Annotated in this window: 14 protein-coding genes; 5 read left to right on the top strand and 9 right to left on the bottom strand. The window is 47.9% G+C overall.

The window, feature by feature from the left end:
- Positions 1-15: 15 nt before the first annotated feature.
- The 8 genes from ccsA to ACWIP2_RS06855 all read right to left on the bottom strand — a co-directional run bounded on the left by ccsA (position 16) and on the right by ACWIP2_RS06855 (position 7,410).
- Entirely contained in the window at positions 16-687 is a 672-nt protein-coding gene (gene ccsA, locus ACWIP2_RS06890; protein WP_448519177.1) for a cytochrome c biogenesis protein CcsA, read from the bottom strand.
- A 72-nt stretch (positions 688-759) separates the two neighbouring features.
- Positions 760-1,209, bottom strand: coding sequence for an IS200/IS605 family transposase (tnpA, locus tag ACWIP2_RS06885; RefSeq protein ID WP_448519176.1), 450 nt, complete (start codon positions 1,207-1,209; stop codon positions 760-762).
- 111 nt (positions 1,210-1,320) lie between these two features.
- Positions 1,321-1,722: a hypothetical protein gene (locus ACWIP2_RS06880; RefSeq protein WP_448519175.1), complete on the bottom strand. Its 402-nt coding sequence runs from the start codon at positions 1,720-1,722 to the stop codon at positions 1,321-1,323.
- A 55-nt stretch (positions 1,723-1,777) separates the two neighbouring features.
- A complete protein-coding gene (locus tag ACWIP2_RS06875; RefSeq protein ID WP_448519174.1) occupies positions 1,778-3,976 on the bottom strand; it encodes a T9SS type A sorting domain-containing protein in 2,199 nt (732 codons plus the stop codon).
- Between the two features lie 87 nt (positions 3,977-4,063).
- The gene (locus tag ACWIP2_RS06870) at positions 4,064-4,555 is read right to left on the bottom strand and encodes a hypothetical protein (protein WP_448519173.1); all 492 of its coding nucleotides are present in this window, start codon (positions 4,553-4,555) and stop codon (positions 4,064-4,066) included.
- 43 nt (positions 4,556-4,598) lie between these two features.
- Positions 4,599-5,084, bottom strand: coding sequence for a hypothetical protein (locus ACWIP2_RS06865; protein WP_448519172.1), 486 nt, complete (start codon positions 5,082-5,084; stop codon positions 4,599-4,601).
- A gap of 116 nt (positions 5,085-5,200) precedes the next feature.
- The gene (locus ACWIP2_RS06860) at positions 5,201-6,244 is read right to left on the bottom strand and encodes an RluA family pseudouridine synthase (protein WP_448519171.1); all 1,044 of its coding nucleotides are present in this window, start codon (positions 6,242-6,244) and stop codon (positions 5,201-5,203) included.
- Positions 6,241-7,410, bottom strand: coding sequence for a 5-(carboxyamino)imidazole ribonucleotide synthase (locus tag ACWIP2_RS06855; RefSeq protein WP_448519170.1), 1,170 nt, complete (start codon positions 7,408-7,410; stop codon positions 6,241-6,243). Before ACWIP2_RS06855 ends, ACWIP2_RS06860 begins: the two co-directional genes overlap by 4 nt.
- Before the next feature lie 67 nt (positions 7,411-7,477).
- Between ACWIP2_RS06855 and ACWIP2_RS06850 the strand changes: the two genes are divergently transcribed.
- Positions 7,478-8,095, top strand: coding sequence for a thymidine kinase (locus ACWIP2_RS06850; RefSeq protein WP_448519169.1), 618 nt, complete (start codon positions 7,478-7,480; stop codon positions 8,093-8,095).
- 151 nt (positions 8,096-8,246) lie between these two features.
- A complete protein-coding gene (locus ACWIP2_RS06845; RefSeq protein ID WP_448519168.1) occupies positions 8,247-9,617 on the top strand; it encodes an ammonium transporter in 1,371 nt (456 codons plus the stop codon).
- Positions 9,618-9,621: 4 nt separating this feature from the next.
- Here ACWIP2_RS06845 and ACWIP2_RS06840 read toward each other — a convergent pair whose 3' ends face one another.
- Complete coding sequence (locus ACWIP2_RS06840) at positions 9,622-9,822, bottom strand: hypothetical protein (protein WP_448519167.1); 201 nt, start codon at positions 9,820-9,822, stop codon at positions 9,622-9,624.
- A gap of 114 nt (positions 9,823-9,936) precedes the next feature.
- On the opposite strand from ACWIP2_RS06840, the gene ACWIP2_RS06835 reads away from it, so the two are divergent.
- From ACWIP2_RS06835 to ACWIP2_RS06825, 3 genes are all read left to right on the top strand, one after another.
- Positions 9,937-10,146, top strand: coding sequence for a Sec-independent protein translocase subunit TatA/TatB (locus ACWIP2_RS06835; RefSeq protein ID WP_448519166.1), 210 nt, complete (start codon positions 9,937-9,939; stop codon positions 10,144-10,146).
- 83 nt (positions 10,147-10,229) lie between these two features.
- On the top strand, positions 10,230-11,660 hold the full coding sequence (gene gatA, locus ACWIP2_RS06830) for an Asp-tRNA(Asn)/Glu-tRNA(Gln) amidotransferase subunit GatA (RefSeq protein ID WP_448519165.1): 1,431 nt from the start codon (positions 10,230-10,232) through the stop codon (positions 11,658-11,660).
- A 23-nt stretch (positions 11,661-11,683) separates the two neighbouring features.
- Positions 11,684-13,225: transglycosylase SLT domain-containing protein (locus tag ACWIP2_RS06825; protein WP_448519164.1), on the top strand; the 1,542-nt coding region annotated here is incomplete at its 3' end.

Below are 13,225 nucleotides of genomic sequence, written 5' to 3'. Positions count from 1 at the left end.
CCGAAAAAGTTGTTTTTATAGTAGCGATTTCTCAATTTTTTTAGCTTCTATTTGTCGCAGGCGCACACGCAGCGAAGTAATCCAAACCCCGAGCAGCGTCCAGCCAATTACGGCAGGATAGAATACGAGGCGCAGTTTGGCATCTAAATCATAGGCGTTAAAGCCCGGATTGCCACCCGAACCCGGGTGCAGCGAATCGGTCAGGCGCGGCAAAATCCAAATGAGTGGAATATATGCTGCAAATGCAAAAATATTGTACACCGCGCTGATGCGTCCGCGCTGTTGCGGGTCTGTAAAAGAACCGCGCAGCAAGCCGTAAGCCATGTAAATAAGCATCGCAATAGCTGAACCGTTTTGTTTGGGGTCGCCGTGCCACGGGTCGCCCCAAGTGTATTTTGCCCAGAACATGCCCGTCAGTAGCCCTAAAATGCCGAATATAATAGCTGAATAGGCAGATTCAGCGGCCCAATGGTCGTATTTTTCCAACGGATTGCGCAGGTATTTGATGGAATACACCAGCGAAACAATCAGCAAAATCATCATCCCAAACCACATTGGCACGTGAAAGTAGAGGTTGCGGATGGTTTCATTGAGAATATTCAAACGCGGCACATCCAGCAACAGCCCGCCGAGCAGGGTGTAGAACAGCAAGGCAATAGTTAGTATTTTCCACCAGGCTAATTTCATAGTCGTATTGGAGGCTGTAATGTTGCAAATTTACGCCTTTGGAGAGGTATTACCGCGCACATCGCCCATGAATTAATTCGTGGGCGATAGTTCATCATTTAAACCATACAATTTTAAAAACGCATCATATTCCTGCTGAAATGTTTTGCTTGCATGATGTTGTTTTTGGTTTTTAATGTATCTGAATACCTTTTCAACAACCGACTCGGATACGGAATAAGCAGCATATCCTGTTTGCAAGGCAAATTTTTCATCAATCAAGTTGTTTTGATTGATAAAATGAGAACTACTGCCTTTTATCTGTTTAATCACCTCTGCAATTGACTTTTTCGGGCTTAGCAAAAACAAACAATGGATATGGTCAGGCATTCCGTTGATGACTCTAACCGGACAGCCCATCTCGCGCAATTCTTCTGAAATGAACTGATAAACCTTTTGTTCTACATGTGGGTGGATTAAAGGCACGCATTCTTTGGTTGCCCATATCGCATGAATCCATATTTTATTGTAGGAATGTGGCATGTCCATATATATTTAGGGGCTATGGGATTTATTTGCTGCATCATTGGAAATAATGACTGCCGGACTGCCAGACGTTGTTTAGTCGCCCTGAATATATTTCATCATCATTAATTAATAATTGTCCCAGTGATCGTCTTCGCTCCTGTCCCAGTCAACTGCTAAAACAGGTTTAGATATTTCATATGCAGCATGGACAGCAGCTATATCCTGCAAATTGGCATACAACATATCCACTGTATCAAAAAAATCCATTGATACAGTTTTAAAATCGTGAAAATCAGAATCTTCCATCACATATATCATGGCTCTGATTTTGGAGAAAACAGGCATCAACGGGCTGATTGCAACAAGTTCATCTGCTGCCTGTGTCGGGGTCAAATCTTTATGATAAAAAAATGAACCTCTCAACTGAATCGTAATATCTCTGAGCTTAGTAATTGCGAATTGCTCGTACTTTTCCCGGATTGTTTCAGCAATATTAAACCCTGATAAAATCCCAAGGGATTCTAACATACTACCTGTATATGACGGCTGATAAACCATACCGCTAAAATACAAATTTTCCCGCTCACTCTCCCAACAACAGCTTTTCTACGGCGGTTTTGCCGGCGGCGGTTGTGAATTTTACGAGGTACAGGCTGCGGGCGGGTGGCAGTTGGAGCGTATGTTCACCTGCGGAGAGGCTGAGTTGTGCCCATGTGCGCCCTGATATGTCCGTGATGCTGACGGCAGCGCTTTCGGCGAGTTGCAGGCGCACCTTGCCCTGTGGTGCGGGATTGGGGCTGAGGCTGTACCAATTGCGCGGCAAAAGGTTTTCAGCAGGCAGCGAAGTAGGTACATCTTCCTGAAAGCGAAGTAGTTGCAAACCGCCTCCAGCCATGCCCAGTATGAGGTGATTCCCAAAAACGGCAGGCAGCACTTCTCTGCCAAAGTTTTTTCCCTCTAAGCGATTGGTCAGGCGATTGAAGAGCAGGTTGCGCACCGGCTGCGGGTTGCCGTTCAGGAAGTTGCTGTAAAAAAGCAGTTCGCCGCTGCGGTTGGAAGCTAATAAATCCAGTCTGCCATCGCCGTTGAGGTCGGCTACGGCAATGCTCAGCCCCAAGCCTTGCGGATTGTTGGTGATGCCTGCCACGCTGCTGCTCCGCAAGGCGAAACTGAGATTGCCCGTGTTTTCGTAGCGCTCCAATGCGCCCTGAAATTTGGCAACTAACAAATCAGCATCGCCGTCGGCATCGGTATCGGCAAAAAGCAACTCATCACCAATGGATAATGTATTGATAGTCAAGTCGGTAGCAGCATTCAGGTTGAACTGTACGGGTTCGTTGCGCCGCGCCGTATTGAGGATGTAGGCGAATCGCCCGCGATTGTCGCTGTTGCGCTGCGCGGAAAATACCAGATCCATTGCTCCATCGCCGTTGAGGTCGGCAACTGTAATTTTCAGTTGGCGAAAGTTCGCGGCGGCAAATCCTGCAAAGTCATCGTTTGCCAGCCTTAAAACAGGGTGCTCGTTGGTTCCTGTATTTTCAAAGTAGTAAATGCGGCTCACAATACGCTCAAACTGCGTAGGGTTAGCGTCGCTGCGCTGCCCGATGGTACTTACGAGCAGGTCGAGGTCGCCGTCGCCGTCCACATCCAGCACCGCAGGGCGGGCAGTTTCGCCCAACTCCACCATATCGGCTTGCAGGAAATTGCGCTGCCTGAACCTGAAATCTGGACGCTGCGCTGTGCCTTCGTTTTTGTAAAACCATGCCGAGCGGGTGAAATCCAGTGCGGGTGCGCTAATTGGCTCGTTGATAAACACATTGGGTGCTGCCAGCAAGTCGGGAATGCCGTCAAAGTCCACATCTTCGTAATAAGCAGCCGGAAAAACTTGAAAATTAGCAGGATCTTGCGCAGGGAAGCGATTCTGAAAGCTGTTGAAATCGGCATTGGCAGGTGTTCCGACATTGATCATTGCCACCAGATTGGTACAGGTTACGTCGCCGAGGATGAGATCTTTCACATTATCGCCGTTCAAATCTATGGTCAGCATTGTTGAACCGGCGTGTTCCACTGCCTCAGCTCTGCAAAAATTATTGCCAAACAGAAATTCATCGCAGTCGGAACACTCTTCAATATTGCCCCAGCGCAGGGTAGCTCTTTCAAAAACGAGGCTGTCGGAATGCCCGAAGCGCTCGCGGCTCATGTTGCGGTTCCATTCTATGTTAAACCCGCTGGCAGGAATAAAATTCAGAATGTCCAAATCCCCATCGTTGTCAATGTCGGCAATCGCGGGGATGTCGGTCAGGTCTATGCGCAGGTTGAGATTTGCACCCGCAATCCCGCGTACCTGTAAAGGATCGCGCATGGTCTGGAATTGTAGCCTGCCGCCGGGTGCAGTTATGTTGCGCAGTACGCGGATGCCAAAGTTGGTCGTTGTGAAAATGTCTTTGCGCCCGTCGCCGTCGTAATCTACAAGCAAGCACCAGGCGTTCAGGTCGGCAGGAAACAGCGACTCGTACTCGGGCGCATACTGCCAGCGGTTGTTGTTATTGAGAAAGGTGCTGACTTTATTTGTCGTTCGATCAAAGATGAACAGATCGTTGCGCCCGTCGCCGTTGAGGTCTATGGTAGAAAACTGCGGTGAATTGAAGCCCCCTGCCCAAGCCAGCGGTAAGTTGCGCCCCCCTATTTGCACAGGGATAGAATCAGAGAAAACGAAAGCAGGATTTTGGGCAGTTGCTGAAAAACCCAACAGCAATACAAACAGAGAGAGGATTAGTTTCATGTGGTACTTGACAAGTTCGCAAAATAAAACATCCCGAAGACTTTTTCGGTTTTCGGGATGTCTGATAAAATGCAGTTTGCAAATCTTTTACTGCACTACTTTAGGTGCAATCGGTTGCTTCTTGTAGAAATTCGTAGCCTCGTCTTTAGTCATTTCGTACAAGGCGCTGTCGCCTAATTGACGGAAATATAAGCCACTGATGCGGAAGTTGCCCCAGATGGTGTCTTTGCCTTTGATCTGGTACAGAGTAGTATCCCATACAACAGCTACATCTACCAACACATCGCCGAAGCGTTCTTCTTTCATTTTTGTAGGTACGTAAGCCATGTAATCGCTCAATGGCAGCACTTCGCGGGTTGGATCGCCAATGGTAAGTTTAACTATTTGACGAATGTTGTTGTCAAAACGTTCAAACTTGCCCGAGTCGCCGCCCATAAGCTTCAGCTCATTCGAAACTTTGGCCATGATAGAGTCCACACGCGTCCAGTCGGCTTTTAGTTCATACTTTTTCTCTTGCTTACCACCACCGCAGGCATAGGCAAAAAGTGCAATAATGGATAAGATGGCAATCTTTCTCATAGTTGTAATCAAGGGTTTAAATAGGTTTATATGGTGAAAAAGATTATTGCAAAAGTTTGGCTTGTTTGATGAAGAATTCGCCCTGCTTCACCCATCGGTAGCGCTCCACACCTTTTTTGGCGCGCACTTCAGCAGCAATCAGTTTAAATTCTCCCATTGTCGTATCGTTTACTTTGATGTTCGGATCCCACTGCAACTTGAAATCTACGTTCAGCGAATCACCCTTGAGGCGATCCTGCATCAGCACACCCAAAACGGTCATATCTTCGCCTACAGGATAGGCAACTGTATCATAAGCCAGCGGAAAAGTAATGATCGGATATTCGCTTGAATCCATTACCTCAAATCCGGCTTTGCCCTGTTTGATTACCAAATCGGTAATCAGCCCATCTATCAGCAGGGACAGGCGCTTGTGATTGGTCAGTTCTGCCTTTACTTTGGCTTTCATTTCAGCGCGTTGTTTTTCTTCAGAACTGCCGCAAGCCCATGTAAGCATAGCTACCACTATTAACAGATAGATTTTTTTCATTGTGAAAAAAGTGTTTAGGTTGAATTTTTTGTCCAATACCAGTCGCCGTTTTGAAACAGCCGCGCAAAGTTAGAGTGTTGCTTACTGAGCAACAAGTGTTTAACAATATTCAACAATTAATTGTAGGTAACGTAGTGTTTCCACTTGTCTAAAACGGCGCGGAAATCAGCAGGCAGTTCGGAGTCAAACTGCATCAGTTGCTTGCTGACGGGGTGCTCGAAGCCCAGCGACTTGGCGTGCAGCGCCTGACGCGGCATCAGACTGAAGCAGTTTTCCACAAAGGCGCGGTATTTGGCAAACGGCGTGCCTTTCAGGATCTGGTCGCCGCCGTAGGTCGCATCGTTGAAGAGTGGATGCCCTATGTGCTTCATGTGCGCCCTAATTTGGTGGGTGCGCCCAGTTTCCAAGCGGCACTTGACCAGCGATACGTAGCGGAGCGATTGAATCACTTCGTAGTGTGTGATGGCGTGCCGACCGTATGCTGCCATGTCGCCTTCGTACACCATCGTCATGCGGCGGTCTTTGGGGTTTCTGCCCAGCGGCGCATTGATCGTCCCTTTGGGTGCTTTGGGTTCGCCCCAAACGAGGGCGTAATAGGTGCGCTCGATCGTATGGTGAAAAAACTGACGCGCCAGACTCATCATCGCCGTTTCGGTTTTGGCAATTACCATTAGCCCGCTGGTGTCTTTATCAATGCGGTGCACCAGTCCCGGGCGACCTTCATTGCCCTGCATTTCAGGCAGTTGCTGAAAGTGGTAAACTAAGGCGTTGACTAATGTGCCTTCCCAGTTGTTATAGCCCGGATGCACGACCATGCCCGGCTCTTTGTTTAATACAAGCAGGTGTTCGTCTTCAAAAACAATATTGAGCGGAATATTTTCAGGCTTCAAATCTCCACTGCGCGGTGGTTCAGGTAGCGAAACCGTGATCACATCAAGCGGATGAACCTTGTAGTTAGGTTTAATCGGCTGCTCGTTGACCAAAATAAAGCCATTGTGGATAGCATCCTGAATCTTGCTGCGTGAGGCGTTCGGCAATCGGTCGCACAGAAACTTGTCTATGCGCAACAGCGACTGTCCTTTATCTACTACGATACGGTGGTGCTCAAAAAGCGCATCATCGTCCTGTTCGGCACTGAAATCATTTATTTCCTCACTCATCGAATCACTTTTGTTGTTGCAACTGACGGACGTTCGCTAACGACCTTTAGCCTTTGCTTGACCAATGCTACTTTCTTAGACAGTTCGTCTGTATTTTCGGCAAGGATGGTAACATGTCCCATTTTTCGGAAAGGTTTGGTAATCGTTTTGCCGTACAGGTGGACGTATATCCCCGAAATGCCAAGGACTTTTTCCATGCCTTTATAGACTACCTCGCCGGAGTGTCCTTCCTCACCCAGCAAATTGACCATCGCTGCCGGACAGCGTGCGTCAGTATTGCCCAGCGGCAAATTGAATATGGCACGCAGCAGTTGCTGGTATTGCGAGGTGTAGTTCGCCTCGATTGTGTGGTGTCCGCTGTTGTGCGGACGCGGCGCAACTTCATTAACCAAAATATCGCCGTCTTTAGTCAGAAACATTTCTACGGCCAGCAGCCCAACGAAGCCCATTGTCTTCACTACCTTTTCGGCAATTTGCTGTGCTTTTTTAGCGATTTTATCGGGAATATCGGCTGGTGCGAAGAGGTATTCCACCAGATTATGCTCAGGATGAAAAACCATTTCCACTACAGGAAAAGATTCCATTTGCCCCGAATGATTGCGGGCAACTATCACCGCCAGTTCTTTTTCAAAATCAATCTGCTTTTCGAGCACACCCGGCGCATCAAGCGCTTGGTCTATATCGGCAATAGTAGTGATCTTCCGCACCCCGCGTCCGTCATAGCCTTCTTTGCCAAGTTTATGGAAAGCTGGCAGCATATCTGCATGGATGCGAACATCTATGCGCCGTTCTGTCAGCACAAAGGGCGCTGTAGGAATGCCGTGCGCCTTGTAAAACTGCTTCTGCTGCCGTTTGTCTTGAATCAGGCTGATCAGTTTAGGGTCAGGGTAGATCGTTTTGCCTTGTATTTGTAGGGTTTCCAATGCCTTTGTATTGACATTTTCTATTTCAATGGTGATGATATCTACGTCCTGACCAAAATTGACAACCGTGTGGTAGTCCGTTAGTGTACCGCAGACAAATTCAGAAGCGAGGAAACGGCAAGGTGCATCGGGCATTGGATCCAGAACCTTCACATACACATCCCAGTCAGCAGCCGCCTGAATCAGCATTTTGCCTAACTGCCCTCCTCCTAAAATACCTAACCTAATTTGCTTGAACGCCATGATTAAAAAACAAAGTGCAAAGTTCTGCATTTTTCCTTACTTTACGCTCTGTTTATGCCCTTTTCACATGTTTATTGAGCCTTATCATCCCAATAAAACTCCACACGGCTGGATTGAAGTCATTTGCGGTTCTATGTTTTCCGGTAAAACAGAGGAACTGATTCGCCGCGTCAATCGGGCGTTGATTGCCCGCCAGAAAGTAGCCATCTTCAAGCCTGCGCTCGACATCCGCTATAACGAAGTAAAAGTTGTTTCGCACGACAAAACCGAGATTCACTCCAACCCCGTACAGACAGCAAAAGAAATACTGCTTATTGGCAGGGACTGCGACGTGATTGCAATAGACGAGGCTCAGTTTTTTGACGAAGGGCTGGTAGAAGTATGCGAAACACTGGCGCGGAAAGGCAAACGCATCATCATTTCGGGCTTAGATATGGATTTCGAGGGCAAACCTTTTGGCGTAATGGCGCCGATGATGGCGATTGCAGAATTTGTTACTAAGGTACATGCCATCTGCGTGCGCTGCGGAGGAATGGCTTCGTTTTCGTATCGCCTGAATGCCTCTCGCGAGCGGCTGCTACTCGGCGAACAGGATGTTTATGAGCCTCGCTGCCGCAGTTGCTTCCTCAAAGGACAAGCCGCAACCGAAAGACAGAGCAGACGCGACGATCGTATTTCAAGTTAAAAATCCACTTTTACTATCAATTTTCTATTAAAAAGCCCTTTTTCATGCCCGATCTCTAACAAAAACCGCTTTTTTTTGAAAAATCAGCCTCAAAATTTGACTTTTATTTCCAAACTTGTAATTTTGGAACGATAGCAAAATTCAAAGTCTTATGATGAAAAAGTGGACTATTCCTTTTGTATTGTTAGTGCTGGTTTCTTTGTGGGGATTGGTGCCTACAGTAACGCCCGAACCTAATCCTGAACAACCAATTAACGCGGGCGATACAGCATGGATGCTTGCAGCTGCAGGGCTGGTTCTGCTGATGACCCCCGGTCTGGCATTCTTCTACGGCGGTATGGTTCGTTTCAAAAACGTAGTTTCTACCATGTTGCAGAGTTTTATTGCATTGGGCGTAGTCAGTGTTTTGTGGGTCGTGGTAGGCTTCAGCCTCGCCTTCGGTGATTCTTTTGGCGGGATTATTGGCGACCCGACAACCTTTCTGATGTTCAACAACGTAGGTTTGGCAACTCATCCCGAACTTGCTCCTACGATTCCGCTGGCGCTTTTTGCGCTATTTCAACTCAAATTTGCCATCATTACGCCCGCATTGATTACAGGTGGTTTTGCCGAACGCATTCGCTTTTCGTCTTTCATCTTATTTATTGCCATGTTCTGCCTGTTTATCTATGCACCGCTGGCTCACTGGACGTGGCATCCGGAAGGTTTCCTGCGCAAGTGGGGTGTGCTTGACTTTGCAGGCGGTACGGTTGTGCATATCTCTGCCGGATTTGCTGCCCTTGCCGGAGCGATGGTACTCGGTCGGCGCAAAGATTACGGCGCAGAACACTCACCCTATAACATTCCATTTATCCTGCTCGGTACAGGTTTGCTTTGGTTCGGTTGGTTTGGCTTCAATGCAGGCTCGGCGCTGGGCGCTAATGAGCTGGCTACTTCAGCCTTTATGAATACGAACACCGCCTCAGCCGCAGCGATGCTCGCATGGGTATTTTTCGATGGTATCACGGGTAAAAAACCTTCTGCATTAGGGGCTTGTATTGGTGCAGTGGTCGGGCTGGTAGCTATTACACCTGCCGCAGGTTTTGTTACAGTCGGGCAGAGTTTGTTCATCGGAACTATTGCCGCTATTATCAGCAACTTGGCAGTACGCATCAAAACTCGCTCAGCGCTGGATGACACGCTGGACGTGTTCCCCTGCCACGGTTTGGGAGGCATCGTCGGTATGATTGCTACAGGTATTTTCGCCAAAGATGTAGGTTTGTTCTACGGTCAGACGGAAACTTTCCTCTACCATCTGATTGGCTTGGCTATTGTTTCAGTGTTTACTTTTGGCGGCTCTTTGCTGCTTTACAAGCTGACTGCCCTGCTGATTCCCATGCGTGTCAATTCTGAATTTGAAAGCGAAGGGCTTGATTTGTCGCAGCACAGCGAAAAAGCCAATGATGTGGAAAACATTTTCGGAAGCGTTATGCAGAAAAACGGAAAACCTACCAAGGAATTATACGGAGAAGAAGTGCTGTAAACACTTATTTGACCTCCTCATAATCCACATACTCGCCGTCGGTAAAGTTCCGACGGCTTTTTTTATGGGTAGGATTGCGGCGAATAACTATCTCGTCTTCAGGTTTGAAAATCCGGCGGAGATGCCCTATTGCGCGGATAATACTGCTAGAGAAACGGACAAGTACGTACAGGAACAAAAACAGCAACAGCAATGTTTTCAGCATAGCACGGAGACGAAATAGTTGTACAAAGTTAGCGCAGCCCTCTGACTTCGCGAACTGATTTTCTCATTTTTAGCTCTGAAATACGTATATTTGCCCATCTTTTCCTGTAAAGCTATGTTGCAAAGCATTTTATTATTTCTCGGAAGTATTGGCGGCCCGGAGCTGTTGCTGATTCTGTTTGTAGTTCTGTTATTTTTCGGTGCTAAAAAACTGCCTGAATTAGCGCGTGGGTTGGGCAGAGGTATCCGCGAGTTCAAGGATGCCACCCGCGAAATCAAAGACGAAATCGAACAACAGGGCGTAAAAGAACAGCCCAAGCAATAAACTCTTATTTGTTTGCATCATTCCTGACAGGTTTCTAAAATCTGTTGGGTGTTGTTATTGCTCAAACCTAAACTTTTACAAATTTGTACCGCTCTTTTGCCGATATCCGCGCAGCCTTATCAAAAGGTCAAATCACGGTAGCTTCCCTAACGAAAAATTACTTGGATACAGTTGCCCGGAAAAACGGACAACTCAATGCCTTTTTACAAACCTACGATGTGGAGGCGCTTCAAAAGGCAGCAATCATTGACCAGAAAATAGCTGCCGGCGCTGCCGGAAGGCTTGCCGGCATGGTTATCGGATTGAAAGATGTGATTTGCTATCAAGACCATCTTTTGCAGGCATCCAGCCGTATTTTAGATGGTTTTCATTCGCAGTTTTCGGCCACCGTTGTAGAGCGGCTGCTGGCTGAAGATGCCATTATCCTCGGCAGGCAAAACTGCGATGAGTTTGCTATGGGTTCTTCGAGCGAAAACTCTGCTTTTGGATCTGTACGCAACGCTGCGGACATCAGCCGCGTACCCGGCGGCTCTTCGGGTGGCTCGGCAGTTGCTGTGCAGGCACATATGTGTACTGCATCGCTCGGTACAGACACGGGCGGCTCGGTACGGCAACCTGCTTCTTTCTGCGGCTTAGTGGGCGTCAAACCTACCTATGGACGGCTTTCGCGGCACGGACTGCTCGCCTACGCCTCTTCCTTTGACTGTATTGGCACGCTGACGCATACGGTAGAAGACGCGGCACTGCTACTGGAGGTGATGGCAGGGCCCGACAATTTCGACAGCACCGCTTCTACCCAACCTGTACCGCCCTACAGCGCACAAGTGCAAGAGCAACCCAGATGCGGCAAAATCGCCTATATCCGCGAAACTGTAGAGAGCGACGGCGTAAGCCCCGAAGTCAAAACACACATCCTACGAGCGATTGAAACGCTGCGCAGTGAAGGTTTTACTGTAGAATCTGTGGACTTTCCACTGCTGGAGTATATCCTACCGACTTATTACATCCTGACGACGGCGGAGGCAAGCACCAACTTAGCGCGTTATGACGGCGTGCGCTATGGCTACCGAAGCCCCAACGCTACCGATTTGGAGAGCATGTACAAATTGACCCGTTCGGAGGCTTTCGGCAAGGAAGTGCAGCGCCGTATTTTGCTTGGTACTTTTGTTTTAAGCGCCAGCTACTACGATGCCTATTTTACCAAAGCGCAGCGCGTTCGCCGCCTGATCATGGAAAAAACAAAAGAAATTCTTACCCAATACGACTTTATCTTATCGCCTACCTCCCCTACAACAGCATTTAAAGTAGGTGAACTGAGCGACAATCCGCTGCAAATGTACTTGGCAGATATTTTCTCTGTGCAGGCAAATGTGGCAGGTATTCCCGCTGTTTCCATCCCTTGCGGCAATGACAGCGAAGGTATGTCGGTCGGCTTGCAAATCATGGGCAATTTTTTCGAGGAGGCGAAAATGCTGTCGTTTGCTCGCTTTTTAATGGAAAAATGTGCAACTTAACACCCGCTTAACCTGTAATGCGTATGTCAGATTACTCACAACCTGCCTCGTTTTGGTGCAAAGCGTTTCTGATGTTGCTGTTGATGGCACCCTTTCTAAATTTCCCCTCTTTTGCTCAAAATGTTGATAGTCAGGAAGATAAAAAACGCATGGATCGTTTGAAACGCATGTCTGACTCACTTTCCATTGTTCAAAATTACGATATTGCTCTGGGGTTATTTCAGGATTTTATGAACCTCATTTACCCGATAGAAATTACAGGAGTCAATCAGGAAAAGGACATTGAAGAGGCAATTGCCTCGATAGACAAAGATTTGATTTTCAAACCTATACCCAATGTGGTTCACTATGAGGACGAAGATGTGGTGTATGACTACGTACCTCGTCCTGATCATCTGCTCGTGGCGCAGCGTTTTTCCTGCCTCGAATCAGCAATGCCTCTGACCCTCAACGAACGGGTACACGAGTTTATTGACTTCTTTACTGTTCGCCGCCGCGAGTACACCATGCGTATGCTGGCAAAGAAAAATATCTATTTCCCTGTATTTGAGAAATATTTGCAGCAGTACGGGCTTCCCGATGAGCTGAAATACCTTGCTATTATTGAGTCTGCACTAAACCCTAAAGCTATCTCTAAGGCAGGCGCAGGAGGACTTTGGCAGTTTATGCCCACTACTGGGCGTATGTACGGACTGAAGCAAAATGCCTTCATAGACGAGCGTTTCGACCCGGAAAAATCTACGGAAGCTGCCTGCAAATACCTCAAATCGCTCTATAATTTCTTCGGACAAGACTGGGAGCTGGCGCTTGCAGCCTACAATTGCGGCCCGGGCAACATCCAAAAAGCTATCCGCAAAGCAGGTGGCAAACGCAATTTCTGGGATATTTATAATTTCCTGCCCAAAGAAACCCGCGCCTATGTGCCCATTTTCACCGCTGTTGTTTATGCAATGAACTATGCTGAAGAGCACAATCTGGTACAAGACCAGCCTTATTTTGCTATTGAGCACGACGTAATCAGCATCAATAGCTACGTTTCCCTACGCAATATTGCCGAAAAACTGAACGTTTGTCTCGAAGACCTTGAAGAACTTAATCCTGAATTGAAGCGCGGTATCGTACCCGGAACATCGGCGTGGGCATACCCCTTGCGAATCCCTGCCGATCGCATGGACTATTTTGCCGATAATTACGATGCGATCGTGAAGCCATGGCGGACTAATACACAAGTGCGCTACGTAGCCGAACTAACGCGCCCTGCCAAAAAAGCGAGCGTCGCTACACACAAAATCCAAAATGGCGAGTCGCTGAGTACAATCGCGCAGAAATATGGAGTGTCTGTCGCAAACCTGAGAAAGTGGAACAATCTCAGCTCGGACAACATTCAGGCGGGCAGAATACTCAAAGTAACAGGAGCCGGTACAGGCGAGCGCAAGCCTACACAGGCAACTTCGTCTACAACGGTCATTGCCTCCAACAAGCTGCTACCTGCTGAAAAATCACAGCAGGCAGTTGCCAAAAACACAACAGCACCTGCTACTGTAAAAGCCGCTGCACCCGCAGCA

The organism is Rhodoflexus sp. (genome assembly GCF_053489755.1).
The sequence above is the reverse complement of the archived record's forward strand: the minus strand, read 5'-3'. Positions and strand labels throughout refer to the sequence as shown.

Coding starts and splice junctions, on each gene's coding strand:
- ccsA (WP_448519177.1), bottom strand. CDS start 687: ATGAAATTAGCCTGGTGGAAAATACTAACTATTGCCTTGCTGTTCTAC.
- tnpA (WP_448519176.1), bottom strand. CDS start 1,209: ATGCCACATTCCTACAATAAAATATGGATTCATGCGATATGGGCAACC.
- ACWIP2_RS06880 (WP_448519175.1), bottom strand. CDS start 1,722: ATGTTAGAATCCCTTGGGATTTTATCAGGGTTTAATATTGCTGAAACA.
- ACWIP2_RS06875 (WP_448519174.1), bottom strand. CDS start 3,976: ATGAAACTAATCCTCTCTCTGTTTGTATTGCTGTTGGGTTTTTCAGCA.
- ACWIP2_RS06870 (WP_448519173.1), bottom strand. CDS start 4,555: ATGAGAAAGATTGCCATCTTATCCATTATTGCACTTTTTGCCTATGCC.
- ACWIP2_RS06865 (WP_448519172.1), bottom strand. CDS start 5,084: ATGAAAAAAATCTATCTGTTAATAGTGGTAGCTATGCTTACATGGGCT.
- ACWIP2_RS06860 (WP_448519171.1), bottom strand. CDS start 6,244: ATGAGTGAGGAAATAAATGATTTCAGTGCCGAACAGGACGATGATGCG.
- ACWIP2_RS06855 (WP_448519170.1), bottom strand. CDS start 7,410: ATGGCGTTCAAGCAAATTAGGTTAGGTATTTTAGGAGGAGGGCAGTTA.
- ACWIP2_RS06850 (WP_448519169.1), top strand. CDS start 7,478: ATGTTTATTGAGCCTTATCATCCCAATAAAACTCCACACGGCTGGATT.
- ACWIP2_RS06845 (WP_448519168.1), top strand. CDS start 8,247: ATGATGAAAAAGTGGACTATTCCTTTTGTATTGTTAGTGCTGGTTTCT.
- ACWIP2_RS06840 (WP_448519167.1), bottom strand. CDS start 9,822: ATGCTGAAAACATTGCTGTTGCTGTTTTTGTTCCTGTACGTACTTGTC.
- ACWIP2_RS06835 (WP_448519166.1), top strand. CDS start 9,937: ATGTTGCAAAGCATTTTATTATTTCTCGGAAGTATTGGCGGCCCGGAG.